The organism is Streptomyces sp. NRRL B-24572, from assembly GCF_002156145.1.
Lineage (GTDB): Bacteria > Actinomycetota > Actinomycetes > Streptomycetales > Streptomycetaceae > Streptomyces > Streptomyces vietnamensis.
In genome coordinates this window covers 1-16,193 of record NZ_MWIG01000260.1, presented here as the reverse complement: position 1 = coordinate 16,193, position 16,193 = coordinate 1, and the positions used below count along the sequence as shown (strand labels likewise).

Here is a 16,193-nt window from a genome sequence, read left to right as displayed (position 1 = left end):
CCCGGCGCAGACCGGGGGCCGCCGCGGCCGTGGGGCCCCCGGTCTGCGCCGGGGTCGCGGGCGCGGTGGTGGCTGCGGCAGGCGCCGAAGGTGCGGGGGCAGGGGTGTTCGCGGGCGCCGTCGCCGGCGTCCGGGTGTCGTTCTCGGGCATGGGCGCAGCGTGCCCGGCACACGGGCCGCGCCCTAGACTTTCGGCTCCAGGCGAATGTTCAGCCGCATCCTTTGGAGGGGCCCGTGCCGTACCACCTGCGTTTCGGTGAGGCCGACCCGCTGCGGATCCGGTTCGCGATCTCGCCGCTCTGGGAGACGCACTCCGCCGTGCGGGTGCTCGCGCGGCCCGCGAAGCAGGGCTACCACCTGCCCTGGATGCGGCGGATCGCCGGCGCCGCGCGGGAGCTCGATCTCGGGCCGTTGCAGCTGCTCATGCCGCTGCGCGGGCACAGCCCGGACTTCCTCTACCCCCCGCCCCTCGGCCCCGCCGCCGCCTTCGAGGACGAGATCGCCGCCGTACGGGAGACCGATCCCGCGCTCGTCCTGGACGACTTCGAGCGGGCGCTCGCGGAGACGCCGGGAGCGGCGGACACCCCGGAGGGGCGGCGGCTGCTCGCGGACCCCGCCGGGGCGGTGCTGCGGCTCGCGGACCTGCTCCGGGCCGCGTACGAGGCGCTGATCGCCCCGGAGTGGCCACGGCTGCGCGCGCTCCTGGAGGCGGACGTGGCGTACCACTCGCGGCGGCTGGCGGAGGGCGGGTTCGAACGGCTCCTGGGCGAGCTGCACCCGGCCTTCGACTGGGCGGCGGAGACGGCCACGCTGCGGGTGGACTATCCCGGGGAGCACGACCGGCCGCTCGACGGGCAGGGGCTCGTCCTGATGCCGTCGGTGTTCACCTGGCCGGACGTGGTGAGCGGGTTCGATCCGCCGTGGCAGCCGACGGTGGTCTATCCGGCGCGCGGGATCGGCGGGCTGTGGTCCGAGCCCCGGGACCGCACCCCCGAGGCGCTTGCCCGGCTGCTCGGCCCGGTGCGGGCGGACGTCCTGTGCGCCCTGGCCGAGCCGATGGGGACGACGGCGCTCGCCCATCTCCTGGGCAGGGCGCCCTCGTCCGTCTCCGCGCACCTGGCGGTGCTGCGGGACGCGGGGCTGCTGACCTCGCGGCGGTACGGCCACCAGGTGCTGTACGAGCGGACCCCGCTGGGCATCGCGGTCTCGCAGCCGGAGGCGGCGTGAGGCCGGGCCGCAGCACGGAGCCCCCGGGTCCTGAGTCAGGACCCGGGGGCTCCGTCCGTTCGAACGGTGCGGCGTCAGGCGCCGAGGTGGCGCTCCACCGTCTCGACCTTCGCGGTCAGGCCGTCCGTCACACCCGGGCGGATGTCGACCTTCATGACCACCGAGACGCGCGGCGCGCGGGCCTCGACGGCGGCGACGGCGCGTTTCACGACGTCCATGACCTCGTCCCAGCTGTCGCCCTCGATGGAGGTGAACATGGCGTCGGTGCGGTTCGGCAGCCCGGACTCCCGGACGACCCGGACGGCGTCGGCGACGTACTCGCCGACCTCCTCCCCCACGCCGAGGGGGGTGACGGAGAACGCGACGATCATGCCTTCACCGCGTCCTGGGCCGCCTCGGCCCGCGCGCGGGAGGCGATGACCGCGTCCGCGGCCGCGCGCTTCAGCTTCCGCTCGGCGTAGAAGCCGCCCAGGGGCAGCACCGAGAGGACGAAGTAGAGGGCGGCGGTCCCGAAGCTCCACTTGGTCCTGTTCCAGGCGTCCAGCCAGAAGAGGACGTACAGGATGAAGAGGATGCCGTGGATCGCGCCCATGACCGGAACCGCGTTGAAGTCCGTCGTCCGCTTGAGCACCGAGCAGACCAGCAGGAGCAGGAACGAGACGGCCTCCGGCGCGGAGACGAGCCGGAGCCGGTGGAGGGAGGAAGCGGTCTTGATGTCCACGGAGGGGGTCACCTTCGTTCGATCTTGTGAACGGATGCACAAGGGCCCGTCCATTGTGCACGCCGACTTTGCTGTCTCTTTAGCCGGGGGCCCAGTACCTTCCTCGGGTGGCAACGTTCCGACTCCAAGGCAGCAAGGTGCTCGCGGTCTCCATGGCCGGCGACGCCGTCAAGGCGAAGAACGGCTCGATGGTCGCCTACGACGGCCAGATGGCGTTCAAGAAGATGAGCGGCGGCGGTGAGGGCCTGCGCGGCATGGTGACCCGCCGGCTCACGGGTGAGCAGATGGAGGTGATGGAGGTGCGCGGCCAGGGGACCTGCTGGTTCGCCGACCGGGCCTCCGAGATCAACCTCGTCTCGCTGCACGGCGACAAGCTCTGGGTGGAGGCGAGCAATCTGCTCTGCACGGACGCGGGGCTGCGCACCGGCACCTCCTTCACGGGGCTGCGCGGCGGCGCCACCGGCAACGGTCTGTTCACGACCACGGTCGAGGGCACGGGCCAGGCGGCGATCATGTCGGACGGCCCGGCGGTGGTGCTGCGGGTGACCCCGCAGTATCCGCTCCAGGTCGACCCGGGCGCGTACATCGCCCACCAGGGCAACCTCCAGCAGCACTTCCAGTCGGGTGTGACCTTCCGCACCCTCATGGGCGAGGGCGGCGGCGAGGCCTTCCAGATCCGCTTCGAGGGCGACGGGCTCGTCTACGTGCAGCCGAGCGAGCGGAACACGATCGGCGGTGACGTCTGATGCCGTTCCGCGAGATCAACTCGAAGATGGTCGAGGCGACCGTCATCCCCGGGCAGCGGATGTTCAGCCAGCGCGGCGCGATGCTCGCGTACCGCGGCGACGTCACTTTCACGCCGAACATGGCGGGCGGTCAGGGCGGCCTGATGTCGATGATCGGCCGCCGGGTGGCCGGCGAGGCGACCCCGCTGATGTCGGTCGAGGGCAACGGCACGGTGATGTTCGGGCACGGCGGGCACCACGTCCACGTGGTCGCGCTGGCCGGCGACACCCTGTACGTCGAGGCCGACCGGCTGCTCGCCTTCGACGGGACCCTGGAGCAGGGCACGATGTTCATGGGCTCGCAGGGCGGGGTCATGGGCATGGTCCGCGGCCAGGTGACCGGCCAGGGCCTGTTCACCACGACCCTGCGCGGGCACGGCTCGGTGGCCGTGATGGCGCACGGCGGGGTGATCGAGCTGCCGATCGCCCCCGGCCGCCCGGTGCACGTCGACCCGCAGGCGTACGTGGCGCACCGCGGCGACGTGCAGAACAAGCTGTCCACCGCGCTCGGCTGGCGCGACATGGTGGGGCGCGGCTCGGGCGAGGCCTTCCAGCTGGAGCTGAGCGGCAACGGTGTGGTGTACGTGCAGGCCTCGGAGGAAAAGCTGTGACCGGTCCCGTGATCCACGATCCGATGACCCTGCCGTCGGACGACAACGTCAATCCGTACACCTTCTGCGTGGAGCTCAAGGGCTCCCAGTGGTTCCTGCAGAAGGGGAAGATGATCGCCTACTACGGGCGGATCGAGTTCAACGGCATCGGGCACGGGCGGCTCGACCGCCTCGTAAGGACGTCCTTCCACTCGCCGCTGCACGCGAGCGACTGGGTGGTGGCCGAGGGCAGCGGGAAGATGCTGCTGGCGGACCGGTCCTTCGACGTGAACTCGTACGACCTGGACGAGGGCAATCTGACGATCCGGTCCGGCAACCTGCTGGCCTACCAGCCCTCGCTGGCGCTGAAGCAGTCGATCGTGCCGGGCTTCGTGACGCTGATCGGCACGGGCAAGTTCGTGGCCGCGTCGAACGGTCCGGTGGTCTTCATGGAGCCGCCGCTGCGGGTGGACCCGCAGGCGCTGGTGGGCTGGGCGGACTGCCCCTCGCCCTGTCACCATTACGACCACGGCTACATGACCGGCGTGATGGGCGGCGTCCGTGCGCTGACGGGCATCGGCGGGACCTCGGGCGAGGAGCACCAGTTCGAGTTCGTGGGGGCGGGTACGGTACTGCTCCAGTCGACGGAGCTGCTGATGGCGGAGCGGGCGGTCGGCGCGCCGCCGGCGCAGGCGGGCGTCCCGGGCGGGCACGGGGCGGCTGGTTCCGGCCAGGGGCCGCTGGGTTCGGTGCCGCGACTTCCCGGCCAGCTCGGGGACCTCCAGCGTCGCTTCGGTCTGTGAGCGGTAGTCTGCGGAGTGTGACGTCATCGAACGCGCGCTCCCAGACTTCGTCAAGTATTCAACTTCTTAGGTAGAATCCATACATGGAGACCGAGACCGCCACCCCCTGGCTCACCGACGGCGAGCAGTGCGCCTGGCGCACGTTCCTGGACGTCCAGAGAATGCTGACGTACCAGCTGGAGAGGGACCTCCAGCCCTTCGGCCTGACGATGAACGACTACGAGATCCTCGTGAACCTCTCGGAGTCGACGGAGCGGCGGCTGCGCATGAGCGACCTCGCCGCCGCCACCCTCCAGTCGAAGAGCCGGCTCTCCCACCAGATCACCCGGATGGAGAACGCGGGGCTCGTACGCCGCGAGAACTGCGAGTCCGACCGCCGCGGGCTCTACGCCGTCCTGACCGACGACGGCATGGACACCATGCGCAAGGTCGCCCCGCACCACGTCGAGTCGGTGCGCAAGCACTTCATCGACCAGCTCAGCGGCGAGGCGCTCGGCGACCTCCACCAGTCCCTGAAGCCCGTCGCCGAGCAGCTCCGCGGCCGCCGCGGCAAGCCGTGACCTGACAGAGATGAGAAGGGCCCCTCCGGCGACCGGAGGGGCCCTTCTCGTACGTGCCGGGGGTCAGTTTCCGGTCAGGCTCGCGACCAGCTCGTCCGAGGCCGCGTACGGGTCGAGGGCGCCCGCCGTGATCCGCTCGGCGAGGGCGTCCAGGCGCCGGTCGCCGTGCAGGTCGCCGATGCGCTCGCGCAGGGCCGTGACCGCGATGGTCTCCACCTCGCGCGCGGCACGGGCCCGGCGGCGCTCCGCCAGGACCCCGTGCTCCTCCATCCAGGCGCGGTGCTTCTCCAGGGCCTCCACGACCTCGTCGATGCCCTCGCCGCGCGCCGCGACCGTCTTGACGATCGGCGGCCGCCAGTCGCCCGCGGCCCGCGCCTCGCCGAGGCCCAGCATGTGGTTGAGCTCCCGGGCGGTGGCGTCCGCGCCGTCCCGGTCGGCCTTGTTCACCACGTACACGTCGCCGATCTCCAGGATGCCCGCCTTCGCGGCCTGGATCCCGTCGCCCATGCCGGGGGCGAGGAGCACGACCGAGGTGTCGGCCTGCGAGGCGATCTCCACCTCCGACTGCCCGACGCCGACGGTCTCCACGAGGATCACCTCGCAGCCGGCCGCGTCCAGGACGCGGATGGCCTGCGGGGCGGACCAGGCGAGCCCGCCCAGGTGGCCGCGGGTGGCCATGGAGCGGATGTAGACGCCCGGGTCGGAGGCGTGCTCCGACATCCGGACCCGGTCGCCGAGGAGCGCTCCCCCGCTGAACGGCGAGGACGGGTCGACGGCGAGGACGCCGACCCGCTTGCCCGCCCGGCGGTACGCGGAGACCAGCGCGGACGTCGACGTGGACTTGCCCACGCCCGGCGAGCCGGTCAGGCCCACCACGTACGCGCCGCCGGTGAGCGGCGCGAGCGCCGCCATCACCTCGCGCAGCTGCGGGGACGCCCCCTCCACGAGCGAGATCAGCCGGGCCACGGCCCGCGGCCTGCCCTCCCGTGCCTGGGCGACGAGTTCGGGGACGTCCACCATGTGCAACTGCTCCTTGCCGGTTGAGCCGGGTGCTTACTTGCCGTTGCCGGGGACGCGCACGATCAGCGCGTCGCCCTGGCCGCCGCCACCGCACAGGGCGGCCGCGCCGACACCGCCGCCGCGCCGCTTGAGCTCCAGGGCCAGGTGCAGCACCAGACGGGCGCCGGACATGCCGATCGGGTGGCCGAGCGCGATGGCGCCACCGTTGACGTTCACCTTTTCGGGGGTGACGCCGAGGTCCTTCATGGACTGGTGCGAGACGGCGGCGAAGGCCTCGTTGATCTCGATCAGGTCGAGGTCGGAGACCTCCAGGCCCTCCTTCTTGAGGGCGTGCAGGATCGCGTTGGACGGCTGCGACTGGAGGGAGTTGTCCGGTCCCGCCACGTTGCCGTGGGCGCCGATCTCGGCGATCCACTCCAGGCCCAGCTCCTGCGCCTTGGCCTTGCTCATGACGACCACGGCGGCGGCGCCGTCGGAGATCTGCGAGGCGGTGCCGGCGGTGATGGTGCCGTCCTTGGTGAAGGCCGGGCGGAGCTTGCCGAGGGACTCGGCGGTGGTCTCGGCGCGGATGCCCTCGTCCTTGGAGAAGACGACCGGCTCGCCCTTGCGCTGCGGGATCTCGACCGGGGTGATCTCGGCCTCGAAGATGCCGTTCTTCTGCGCGGCGGCGGCGCGCTGGTGCGAGAGGGCGGCGAGCTCGTCCTGCACCTCGCGGCCGATGCCGAGGCGGGTGTTGTGCTTCTCCGTGGACTCGCCCATGGCGATGCCCTCGAAGGAGTCGGTGAGGCCGTCGTACGCCATGGCGTCGAGCATCTCGATGGCGCCGTACTTGAAGCCCTCGCGGGACTTCGGCAGCAGGTGCGGGGCGTTGGTCATGGACTCCTGGCCACCGGCGACGACGATGTCGAACTCACCGGCGCGGATGAGCTGGTCGGCGAGCGCGATGGCGTCGAGACCCGACAGGCACACCTTGTTGATGGTGAGCGCGGGGACGTTCATCGGGATGCCGGCCTTGACGGCGGCCTGACGGGCGGGGATCTGCCCGGCGCCCGCCTGGAGCACCTGGCCCATGATCACGTACTGCACCTGGTCGCCGCCGATGCCGGCGCGGTCGAGGGCCGCCTTGATGGCGAAGCCGCCGAGGTCGGCGCCCGAGAAGGACTTGAGCGAGCCGAGGAGGCGACCCATGGGCGTGCGGGCGCCCGCGACGATCACTGAGGTGGTACCGGTCGTTCCAGACATGAGGCACGGCCCCTTGGGATGAGGAGTGAACGAGGGTTTACCGCCAATGTACTGAGCGGTGCGGCGAACGGTCACCGGCCCGATGGTGTGATCGCGCGCACGTTGCGTAACCACCGTTCCGGCGGTGCACTGGAGCCATGCTGACGCGTATCGACCACATCGGGATCGCCTGTTTCGACCTGGACAAGACCGTCGAGTTCTACCGTGCCACGTACGGTTTCGAGGTCTTCCACTCCGAGGTCAACGAGGAGCAGGGTGTCCGCGAGGCCATGCTCAAGATCAACGAGACCTCGGACGGCGGGGCCTCCTACCTCCAGCTCCTGGAGCCCACCCGGGAGGACTCGGCGGTGGGCAAGTGGCTCGCCAAGAACGGCGAGGGCGTGCACCACATCGCGTTCGGCACCGCGGACGTCGACGGGGACGCCGCCGCCATCCGCGAGAAGGGCGTACGGGTCCTCTACGACCAGCCGCGGATCGGCTCCATGGGCTCCCGGATCACCTTCCTCCACCCCAAGGACTGCCACGGCGTCCTCACGGAACTGGTCACCTCGGCCGAGCCGTCCACTGACCACTCCTCAGCGGAGCACTGACCTCCGGATTCCCGGCCCGGTAGAGTGGGCGGCTCCGGGCCGGGGCCGGTCGGGGCCGCTCCGTGCGGCATCGAAGTCGGGATGTCGGGGTCGTCCGATCTGCCACGATTCCCCGGGGGTCCGTCCTCGGCCGTGAGGGCGTGCTCGTAGGAGTGTTGCGACCAGGGGACGGATGGGACCGCGCAGTGCGGGGCTACGAACACCAGGAGAGCCGCCGAGCTGAAGACGACCATCTCGCCAGGTTCGAAGCCGAGATGGACCGGCTGAAGACCGAACGCGAGAAGGCCGTCCAGCATGCCGAGGACCTGGGCTACCAGGTCGAGGTCTTGCGCGCCAAGCTCCACGAGGCGCGCCGCACCATCGCGTCCCGGCCCGCGTACGACAGCGCCGACATCGGCTACCAGGCCGAGCAGCTGCTGCGGAACGCGCAGGCGCAGGCCGAACAGCTCCGCCAGGACGCCGAGCGCGAGTTGCGCGAGGCCCGCGCCCAGACCCAGCGCATCCTCCAGGAGCACGCCGAGCACCAGGCCCGGCTCCAGGCCGAACTGCACAACGAGGCCGTCCAGCGCCGCCAGCAGCTCGACCAGGAGCTCAACGAGCGCCGCCAGACCGTCGAGGCGCACGTCAACGAGAACGTCGCCTGGGCCGAACAGCTGCGCGCCCGCACGGAGTCCCAGGCCCGCCGCCTGATGGAGGAGTCCCGCGCCGAGGCCGAGCAGTCCCTCGCCGCCGCCCGCGCCGAGGCCACCCGGCTCGCCGAGGAGACCAGCCGCCGCGTCGGCGCCGAGGCGGAGGCCGCCCGTACCGAGGCCGAAGCGATTCTGCTGCGCGCCCGCAAGGACGCCGAGCGGCTCCTGAGCGCCGCCTCCAGCCAGGCGCAGGAGGCCACCAGCCACGCCGAGCAGCTCCGCTCGACCGCCGCCACCGAGACCGACCAGGCCCGCCGGCAGGCCACCGAGCTCTCCCGCGCCGCCGAACAGCGCATGCAGGAGGCCGAGGAGAAGCTCCGGGTCGCCCGCGCCGAGGCCGAGAAGGCCCTCACCGAGGCCAAGGAGGCCGCCGCCCGGCAGCTCTCCTCCGCCGAGCAGGTCAACGAGCAGCGCACCCGCACCGCGAAGACGGAGATCGCCCGGCTCGTCGGCGAGGCCACCAAGGAGGCCGAGGCCCTCAAGGCGGAGGCCGAGGAGAAGCTCCGCGAGGCCACCGCCCAGGCGGAGAAGCTCGTCACCGAGGCCTCCGAGAAGGCCGTCACGGCCGCCGCCGAGGACTCCGCCGCCGCGCTCGCGAAGGCCGCCCGCAGCGCCGAGGAGATCCTCACCAAGGCGTCCGAGGACGCCCGGGAGACCACCCGCAAGGCCGCCGAGGAGGCCGAGCGGGTCCGCCGCGAGGCCGAGACCGAGGCGGACCGGCTGCGCGCCGAGGCCGGGGAGCAGGCCGACGAACTGCTCGGCTCGGCCAAGGACGACACCAAGGAGTACCGCGCCAAGACGGTCGAGCTCCAGGAGGAGGCCCGCCGGCTGCGCGGCGAGGCCGAGGCGCTGCGCGCCGAGGCCGTCGACGAGGGCGAGCGGATCCGCTCCGAGGCCCGCCGCGAGGCCCTCCAGCAGATCGAGGAGGCGGCGAAGACCGCCGAGGAGCTCCTCACCAAGGCCCGTACGGACGCCGAGGAGCAGCGCACCAAGGCCGGCGCCGAGAGCGAGCGGGTCAAGTCGGAGGCGATGGAGCGCGCCCAGACGCTCCGCACCCAGGCCGAGGAGACCCTGGAGCGCACCCGTGCCGAGGCCGAGCGGCTGCGAGCCGAGGCCGAGGAGCAGGCCGAGTCGGTGAAGACCGCGGCCGAGGAGGCCGCCGCCCGGCTGCGCGCGGACGCCGAGCGGGCCGCCGAGGCGCGCCGCGCGGAGGCCGCCGAGGAGCTGACCCGGCTGCACACCGACGCCGAGGCGAAGGTCGCGGCCGCCGGTGAGGAGCTCACCGAGGCGCGGGCCGAGGGCGAGCGGATCCGGCGCGAGGCCGCCGAGGAGACGGAGCGGCTGCGCGCCGAGGCCGCCGAGCGGATCCGTACGCTCCAGGAGCAGGCCGAGCAGGAGGCCGAGCGGCTGCGCGCCGAGGCCGCCTCGGACGCGTCCACGACGCGTACGGAGGCCGAGTCCGCGGCGGTACGGCTCCGCACGGAGGCCTCCGAGGAGGCCGAGCGGCTGAGGTCGGAGGCCCAGGAGACCGCCGACCGGCTGCGGGCCGAGGCCGCGGCCGCCGCCGAGCGGGTGGGCGCCGAGGCCGCCGAGGCCCTTGCCGCCGCGCAGGAGGAGGCCGTCCGGCGCCGCCGGGAGGCCGAGGAGATCCTGGAGTCGGCCCGCTCCGAGGCCGGCCGGGAGCGCGAGCACGCCCGGGAGCAGTCCGAGGAGCTCCTCGCGGCCGCCCGCAAGCGGGTCGAGGACGCGCAGGCCGAGGCGCAGCGCCTGGTCGAGGAGGCGGACACGCGGGCGACCGAGATGGTCGCCGCAGCCTCGCGAGCCGCCCAGGAGGTGCGGGACTCCGTCGCCGGGCTGCGCGAGCAGGCCGAGGAGGAGATCGCCGGGCTGCGTTCCGCCGCCGAGCACGCGGCCGAGCGGACGCGCACCGAGGCGCAGGAGGAGGCGGACCGGGTCCGCTCCGACGCGTACGAGGAGCGGGAGCGGGCGTCCGAGGACGCCGCCGCCACGCGGGCGCGTGCCCAGGAGGAGTCGGAGGCCGCGAAGGCGCTGGCGGAGCGGACGGTCACGGACGCGCTCGCCGAGGCGGAGAAGCTGCGGGCGGACACCGCCGAGTACGCGCAGCGGGTACGGACGGAGGCGACGGACTCGCTCGCCTCGGCCGAGCAGGACGCGGCCCGCACGCGCGCGGACGCCCGGGACGACGCGAACCGGATCCGTTCGGAGGCCGCCGAGCGCGCCGAGACGACGGTCGGCGAGGCGCGCGCGGAGGCCGAGCGGATCGCGGCCGAGGCGGAGCAGGTCCTGGACGAGGCCCGGCAGGCCGCCGACAAGCGGCGTGCGGACGCGGCCGAGCAGGCGGACGCCCTCATCGGCGAGGCCACCACCGAGGCCGAGCGGATCGCAACCGAGGCCGCCGAGCTCCTTGAGCAGGCCGAGCAGGTCAAGGCCGAGGGCGAGGCACAGGCGGAGGCGCTGCGGGCCGAGGCCCGTGCCGAGGGCGAACGGGTCCTCGACGAGGCCCGCAAGGCCGCCGACAAGCGCCGTACGGACGCCGCCGAGCAGGCCGACACCCTCGTCGGCGAGGCGACGGCCGAGGCCGAGCGGCTCACCGCCGAGGCGGTCGAGCTCATGGAGACGACCGAGCAGGACGCCGCGCGTCTCCGGACCGAGGCCGAGCGGGTCAAGGCCGAGGGCGAGGCACAGGCGGAGGCGCTGCGGGCCGAGGCCCGTGCCGAGGGCGAACGGGTCCTCGACGAGGCCCGCAAGGCCGCCGACAAGCGCCGTACGGACGCCGCCGAGCAGGCCGACACCCTCGTCGGCGAGGCGACGGCCGAGGCCGAGCGGATCGCGGCCGAGGCCGCCGAGCTGCGCGAGACGACCGAGCGGGACGCCGAGCGGCTGCGCGCGGAGGCCGAGCAGGTCAAGGCCGACGGGGAGGCGCACGCCCAGGCCCTGCGGAACGCGGCGCTCGCCGACGCCGACCAGATCCTGGACGAGGCCCGCAAGGCCGCCGACAAGCGCCGTACGGACGCCGCCGAGCAGGCCGACACCCTCGTCGGCGAGGCGACGGCCGAGGCCGAGCGGATCGTGAACGAGGCGGCCGAGCTGGCCGATTCGGTCGGCGCGGACGCCCGTGCCGAGGCCGATCGCACCGTCGCCGCGGCCTCGGAGGAGGCCGAGCGGCTGCGCGCCGAGGGCGCCGAGGCGATCGCGGAGGCCCTGCGGGACGCCGAGCGGATCCGTACCGAGTCGGAGCGCGTGAAGGCCGACGCCGCCGCGGCGGGCGAGCAGATGCGCGCGGAGGCCCGCGAGGAGGCGGACCGGATCCTCGACGAGGCCCGCGAGGCCGGGGCCCGGAAGCGTTCCGACGCGGCCGAGCAGGCGGACCAGCTCGTCGCCAAGGCCCAGGAGGAGGCGCTGCGCGCCACCACGGAGGCCGAGTCGCAGGCGGACACGATGGTCGGCGCGGCCCGCAAGGAGGCCGAGCGGATCGTCGCCGAGGCGACCGTGGAGGGCAACGCGCTGGTGGAGAAGGCCCGTACGGACGCGGACGAACTCCTGGTCGGAGCGCGCAGCGACGCGACGGCCATAAGGGAGCGGGCCGAGGAGCTGCGGGGCCGGATCGAGGGCGAGATCGAGGAGCTGCACGAGCGGGCGCGGCGCGAGTCGGCCGAGCAGATGAAGACGGCCGGCGAGCGCGTCGACAAGCTGGTGAAGGCGGCCGAGGAGCAGCGCGCCGAAGCGGAGGAGAAGGCGAAGGAGCTGGTCTCCGAGGCGAGTTCGGAGGCGAGCAAGGTCCGGATCGCCGCGGTCCGCAAGGCGGACGGGCTGCTGAAGGAGGCCGCGCAGAAGAAGGCTTCGCTGATCGCGGAGGCCGAGGCCATCAAGGCGGAGGCCGAGCGGATCCGTGCGGAGGCCGCGGCCGAGGCCGAGAAGACGGTCGCGGAGGGCCAGCGCGAGCTGGAGGTGCTGACGCGCCGTCGCAAGGACATCAATGCCGAGATCTCCCGTGTCCAGGACGTCCTGGAGGCGTTGGAGTCTTTCGAGACGCCGTCCGCCGGAAAGGACGGGGTCAAGGCGGGTGTGTCGTCGGGGTCCACTCGTACGGGTGGCAAGTCCCAGGACGGCTAGCCACTCAAAAGGCTGGACATTCTCCAGATCAAACGGGCATACGCTCGATGACACGCCGCTTCGGCCCCTAGGATTCCCTCTAACACCTCACCGGTCTCATTCGACAGGAACCCCATGAGCGACACTTCCTCCCCCTTCGGCTTCGAGCTCGTGCGGCGCGGTTACGACCGCGGTCAGGTGGACGACCGCATTACCAAGCTCGTGGCCGACCGCGACAGTGCCCTGTCCCGCATCACCTCGCTGGAGAAGCGGATCGAGGAGCTCCACCTCGAGACGCAGAACGCCCAGGCGCAGGTCACCGACGCCGAGCCGTCGTACGCCGGTCTCGGTGCCCGTGTCGAGAAGATCCTGCGGCTCGCCGAGGAGGAGGCGAAGGACCTGCGCGAGGAGGCCCGTCGCGCGGCCGAGCAGCACCGCGAGCTGGCCGAGTCGGCCGCCCAGCAGGTGCGCAACGACGCGGAGTCCTTCGCGGCCGAGCGCAAGGTGAAGGCCGAGGACGAGGGCGTCCGGATCGTCGAGAAGGCGCAGGGCGAGGCCAACACGCTGCGCGCCGAGGCGCAGAAGGACGCGCAGTCGAAGCGTGAGGAGGCGGACGCCCTCTTCGAGGAGACCCGCGCCAAGGCCGCCCAGGCCGCCGCGGACTTCGAGACGAACCTGGCGAAGCGACGCGAGCAGTCGGAGCGGGACCTCGCCTCGCGTCAGGCGAAGGCCGAGAAGCGCCTCGCGGAGATCGAGCACCGCGCCGAGCAGCTCCGCCTGGAGGCCGAGAAGCTGCGCACGGACGCGGAGCGCCGGGCCCGTCAGACGGTGGAGACCGCGCAGCGCCAGGCCGAGGACATCGTGGCCGACGCGAACGCCAAGGCCGACCGGATCCGTTCGGAATCGGAGCGCGAGCTCGCGGCGCTGACGAACCGCCGCGACTCGATCAACGCGCAGCTGACCAACGTCCGCGAGATGCTGGCGACGCTGACCGGTGCCGCGGTGGCGGCGGCCGGCTCCCCGATCGACGACGAGCGCACGGCCGGCGTCCCGGCCCAGCAGTCGCGCTAAGCACCCCCGGGCGTAGGGCCGAGCGCCCCCGGGCGTAGAAAAGACCCCCCGTCATTCCGGTGGCGGGGGGTTTTGCGCGCCCTTAGTTTGGGACGCATGATCGAGCTTGAGGGCCTGACCAAGCACTACGGGGCGAAGACCGCGGTCGACCACCTCTCCTTCCAGGTCCGTCCCGGCATGATCACCGGCTTCCTCGGGCCGAACGGGGCGGGCAAGTCGACGACGATGCGGATGATGCTCGACCTGGACAACCCGACGAGCGGGACGGTCCGGATCGACGGCAAGCACTACCGGGACCTGGACGAGCCGCTGAAGTACATCGGGGCGCTGCTCGACGCCAAGGCGATGCACGGCGGCCGTTCGGCGTACAACAACCTGCTGTGTCTGGCGCAGTCCAACCGCATCCCGGCGAGCCGGGTGGACGAGGTGCTCGACCTGGTGGGTCTGACGGCGGTCGCGAGGAAGAAGTCGAAGGGTTTCTCCCTCGGCATGGGGCAGCGGCTCGGCATCGCGTCGGCGCTCCTGGGCGATCCCGAGATCCTGATGTTCGACGAACCCGTCAATGGTCTGGACCCCGAGGGAATTCACTGGATCCGCAATCTGATGAAGGCGTTGGCGGCCGAGGGCCGGACGATCTTCGTCTCCAGCCATCTGATGAGTGAAATGGCGCTGACGGCCGATCATCTGATCGTGATCGGGCAGGGAAAGCTGCTGGCCGACACGTCGATGGCGGATTTCATCCAGCAGAATTCCCGGACTTATGTCCGGATGCGTTCGCCGCAGCAGGAACGGCTGCGGGACGTGCTCCACGCCAACGGATTCCTCGTGATCGAGGCGGGCAACGGCACCCTCGAGGTGGACGGGGCGAGCACGGAGAAGCTGGGCGAGCTGGCGGCGGAGAACGGGCTCGTGCTGCACGAGCTGAGCGCTCAGCGCGCCTCCCTCGAAGAAGCGTTCATGCAGATGACGGCCGCCGCGGTGGAGTACCACGCGCACGGCACCGACGTACACGGCGGCACCGACGTCCACAGCGGCGCCGCGGCGCCCGGCCCCCAGTGGGGCACGACCTCCGAGGGAGCCTGATCGATGGCAGTGGCATCCGCGGTCCTGCAGTCCGAGTGGACCAAGATCCGGACGGTGTCGTCGACCGTCTGGACGCTGGCGAGCGCCTTCTTCGTCACGGTGGCGATGGGCGCGGGGCTGAGCGCCCTGACGAACGCCACCTTCGACGACATGAGGGCGGTCGAGAGGGCCACCTTCGACCCGACCCTGATCAGCTTCTCCGGGATGATCCTGGGGCAGCTGGCGATGGTGGTCTTCGGCGTCCTGGTGGTGGGGACCGAGTACTCCTCCGGCATGATCCGCACCTCGCTGGCCGCCGTGCCGCAGCGCGCGACCTTCCTCTTCTCGAAGGTCGCGGTGGCGGGCGGGCTCGCCCTCCTGGTGGGGCTCGCGACGAGCTTCACCGCCTTCTTCCTGGGGCAGGCGCTGCTCGGCGGGCACCGTGCCTCGATCGGGGACGACAACGTGCTGCGCGCGGTGATCGGCGCCGGGCTCTACATGGGCCTGATCGCCCTGTTCTCGATGGGCGTGGCGGCGATGCTGCGTTCGTCGATGCTGTCGCTCGGCATCCTGGTGCCCTTCCTCCTCCTGGTCTCGAACATCCTCTCGGCGGTCCCGAAGGCCAAGGAGGTCGCCCAGTACTTCCCCGACCAGGCCGGCTCGAAGGTCATGCGGGTCATCCCGGACGCGATGAACTCGGAGGAGGCTCCGTACGGCCCGTGGGGCGGGCTCGGGATCATGGTGCTCTGGGTGGCGGTCTCGCTCATCGGCGGCTACCTGGTACTGAAGGAACGGGACGCCTGACCGCGGGCCGCCTGATTCCCCCCCGTGATTCCCCGGGCTTGGCCGGAACCGTCAACGCCTGGATAAGCTCCTAGCTCATACGGGGGGCTCCGGCCACAGGCCGCCACGCCCCGACATGGATGCGACCGACCTGTCGATGGGGCTGGAGAATGATCGAGGCAGTCGGCCTGACGAAGCGCTACGGCGCCAAGACGGCCGTGTACAACCTTTCCTTCCAGGTGAGGCCCGGTGTCGTCACCGGCTTCCTGGGGCCCAACGGATCCGGCAAGTCGACGACGATGCGCATGATCCTCGGGCTCGACCGGCCCACCGCGGGCCACGTCACGATCGGCGGCCACCCCTTCCGGCAGCTGCCGAACGCCCCCCGCCAGGTCGGCGCGCTCCTCGACGCCAAGGCCGTGCACGGCGGCCGGAGCGCGCGCAGCCATCTGCTCTCGCTCGCCCAGCTGGCCGGCATCCCGGCCCAGCGCGTCGACGAGGTCCTCGGCGTGGTCGGCCTCCAGGACGTCGCCAAGCGGCGCTCGAAGGGCTTCTCGCTCGGCATGGGCCAGCGCCTCGGCATCGCGGCGGCCCTCCTCGGCGACCCGCAGGTGCTGCTCTTCGACGAGCCCGTCAACGGCCTGGACCCCGAGGGCATCCTCTGGGTGCGGAACCTGATGAAGAAGCTGGCCTCCGAGGGCCGCACGGTCTTCGTCTACGCGCACGACTTCCGGATCTTCGGCGGCGCCCTCCGGGAAGACCCAGCCGCCGTGTCCCTCCAGGTGTGCCCAGCCCTCGCCGGTGGTGAGGACCTGGGTGCCCGCTTCCCCCAGGAGCCGGTTGTCGACGACCGTCTCGACCGGCACGCCGTCGGTCGCGGTGATCCCGGCGCCCAGGCAGATGACCGCGTCCGCCGCGCAGAACCAGGACTTGCGGG

The 16,193-nt window shown here is 72.3% G+C and carries 14 protein-coding genes and 2 pseudogenes; 11 read left to right on the top strand and 5 right to left on the bottom strand.

Annotated features, from left to right (window positions below; all coding sequences use genetic code 11):
* Window positions 1-234: 234 nt before the first annotated feature.
* Complete coding sequence (locus CCN56_RS16135) at window positions 235-1,227, top strand: DUF5937 family protein (protein ID WP_086827561.1); 993 nt, start codon at window positions 235-237, stop codon at window positions 1,225-1,227.
* Between the two features lie 74 nt (window positions 1,228-1,301).
* Here the strand turns inward: CCN56_RS16135 and CCN56_RS16130 are convergent, their stop codons facing one another.
* Entirely contained in the window at window positions 1,302-1,598 is a 297-nt protein-coding gene (locus tag CCN56_RS16130; RefSeq protein WP_086827559.1) for an MTH1187 family thiamine-binding protein, read from the bottom strand.
* Window positions 1,595-1,948, bottom strand: coding sequence for a DUF3817 domain-containing protein (locus CCN56_RS16125; RefSeq protein ID WP_086827565.1), 354 nt, complete (start codon window positions 1,946-1,948; stop codon window positions 1,595-1,597). The genes CCN56_RS16130 and CCN56_RS16125 overlap by 4 nt, the downstream gene beginning before the upstream one ends.
* A gap of 107 nt (window positions 1,949-2,055) precedes the next feature.
* Here CCN56_RS16125 and CCN56_RS16120 point away from each other — a divergent pair, with 107 nt between their 5' ends.
* From CCN56_RS16120 to CCN56_RS16105, 4 genes are all read left to right on the top strand, one after another.
* Window positions 2,056-2,694: an AIM24 family protein gene (locus CCN56_RS16120; RefSeq protein WP_086827557.1), complete on the top strand. Its 639-nt coding sequence runs from the start codon at window positions 2,056-2,058 to the stop codon at window positions 2,692-2,694.
* Window positions 2,694-3,344, top strand: a complete 651-nt coding sequence (locus CCN56_RS16115) for an AIM24 family protein (RefSeq protein WP_086827555.1) — start codon at window positions 2,694-2,696, stop codon at window positions 3,342-3,344. The genes CCN56_RS16120 and CCN56_RS16115 overlap by 1 nt, the downstream gene beginning before the upstream one ends.
* Before the next feature lie 23 nt (window positions 3,345-3,367).
* Window positions 3,368-4,126 (top strand): AIM24 family protein, encoded by a 759-nt coding sequence (locus CCN56_RS16110; protein WP_086827563.1) that lies wholly within the window; start codon window positions 3,368-3,370, stop codon window positions 4,124-4,126.
* Between the two features lie 83 nt (window positions 4,127-4,209).
* Window positions 4,210-4,686: a MarR family winged helix-turn-helix transcriptional regulator gene (locus CCN56_RS16105; RefSeq protein WP_041131280.1), complete on the top strand. Its 477-nt coding sequence runs from the start codon at window positions 4,210-4,212 to the stop codon at window positions 4,684-4,686.
* Between the two features lie 63 nt (window positions 4,687-4,749).
* Here the strand turns inward: CCN56_RS16105 and meaB are convergent, their stop codons facing one another.
* Entirely contained in the window at window positions 4,750-5,706 is a 957-nt protein-coding gene (gene meaB, locus CCN56_RS16100; protein WP_041131279.1) for a methylmalonyl Co-A mutase-associated GTPase MeaB, read from the bottom strand.
* A 33-nt stretch (window positions 5,707-5,739) separates the two neighbouring features.
* Window positions 5,740-6,948 carry an acetyl-CoA C-acetyltransferase gene (locus CCN56_RS16095; RefSeq protein ID WP_086827553.1) on the bottom strand — a complete coding sequence of 403 codons (1,209 nt, stop codon included), beginning with the start codon at window positions 6,946-6,948 and terminating at the stop codon, window positions 5,740-5,742.
* A 137-nt stretch (window positions 6,949-7,085) separates the two neighbouring features.
* Between CCN56_RS16095 and mce the strand changes: the two genes are divergently transcribed.
* The 6 genes and pseudogenes from mce to CCN56_RS16065 all read left to right on the top strand — a co-directional run.
* Entirely contained in the window at window positions 7,086-7,538 is a 453-nt protein-coding gene (mce, locus tag CCN56_RS16090) for a methylmalonyl-CoA epimerase (protein ID WP_086827551.1), read from the top strand.
* Between the two features lie 185 nt (window positions 7,539-7,723).
* Window positions 7,724-12,361: a polarized growth protein Scy gene (gene scy, locus CCN56_RS16085; protein ID WP_107484163.1), complete on the top strand. Its 4,638-nt coding sequence runs from the start codon at window positions 7,724-7,726 to the stop codon at window positions 12,359-12,361.
* A 114-nt stretch (window positions 12,362-12,475) separates the two neighbouring features.
* The gene (locus CCN56_RS16080) at window positions 12,476-13,411 is read left to right on the top strand and encodes a cellulose-binding protein (protein ID WP_086827546.1); all 936 of its coding nucleotides are present in this window, start codon (window positions 12,476-12,478) and stop codon (window positions 13,409-13,411) included.
* A 96-nt stretch (window positions 13,412-13,507) separates the two neighbouring features.
* Window positions 13,508-14,494, top strand: a complete 987-nt coding sequence (locus CCN56_RS16075) for an ABC transporter ATP-binding protein (protein ID WP_086827544.1) — start codon at window positions 13,508-13,510, stop codon at window positions 14,492-14,494.
* A 3-nt stretch (window positions 14,495-14,497) separates the two neighbouring features.
* Complete coding sequence (locus CCN56_RS16070; RefSeq protein ID WP_086827542.1) at window positions 14,498-15,277, top strand: ABC transporter permease; 780 nt, start codon at window positions 14,498-14,500, stop codon at window positions 15,275-15,277.
* A 149-nt stretch (window positions 15,278-15,426) separates the two neighbouring features.
* Window positions 15,427-15,981: pseudogene (locus CCN56_RS16065) on the top strand (ATP-binding cassette domain-containing protein); the annotation flags it as partial.
* Window positions 15,982-16,062: 81 nt separating this feature from the next.
* On the opposite strand, the pseudogene CCN56_RS44590 reads toward CCN56_RS16065, so the two are convergent.
* Window positions 16,063-16,140 (bottom strand): annotated as a pseudogene (locus CCN56_RS44590) (hypothetical protein); the annotation flags it as partial.
* Window positions 16,141-16,193 lie beyond the last annotated feature (53 nt).

Bases quoted from the DNA above. Each gene is read 5' to 3' on its own strand.
- CCN56_RS16070 (WP_086827542.1), top strand. From the start codon at position 14,498: ATGGCAGTGGCATCCGCGGTCCTGCAGTCCGAGTGGACCAAGATCCGG.
- CCN56_RS16095 (WP_086827553.1), bottom strand. From the start codon at position 6,948: ATGTCTGGAACGACCGGTACCACCTCAGTGATCGTCGCGGGCGCCCGC.
- CCN56_RS16115 (WP_086827555.1), top strand. From the start codon at position 2,694: ATGCCGTTCCGCGAGATCAACTCGAAGATGGTCGAGGCGACCGTCATC.
- CCN56_RS16105 (WP_041131280.1), top strand. From the start codon at position 4,210: ATGGAGACCGAGACCGCCACCCCCTGGCTCACCGACGGCGAGCAGTGC.
- CCN56_RS16110 (WP_086827563.1), top strand. From the start codon at position 3,368: ATGACCCTGCCGTCGGACGACAACGTCAATCCGTACACCTTCTGCGTG.
- CCN56_RS16130 (WP_086827559.1), bottom strand. From the start codon at position 1,598: ATGATCGTCGCGTTCTCCGTCACCCCCCTCGGCGTGGGGGAGGAGGTC.
- mce (WP_086827551.1), top strand. From the start codon at position 7,086: ATGCTGACGCGTATCGACCACATCGGGATCGCCTGTTTCGACCTGGAC.
- meaB (WP_041131279.1), bottom strand. From the start codon at position 5,706: ATGGTGGACGTCCCCGAACTCGTCGCCCAGGCACGGGAGGGCAGGCCG.
- CCN56_RS16075 (WP_086827544.1), top strand. From the start codon at position 13,508: ATGATCGAGCTTGAGGGCCTGACCAAGCACTACGGGGCGAAGACCGCG.
- CCN56_RS16080 (WP_086827546.1), top strand. From the start codon at position 12,476: ATGAGCGACACTTCCTCCCCCTTCGGCTTCGAGCTCGTGCGGCGCGGT.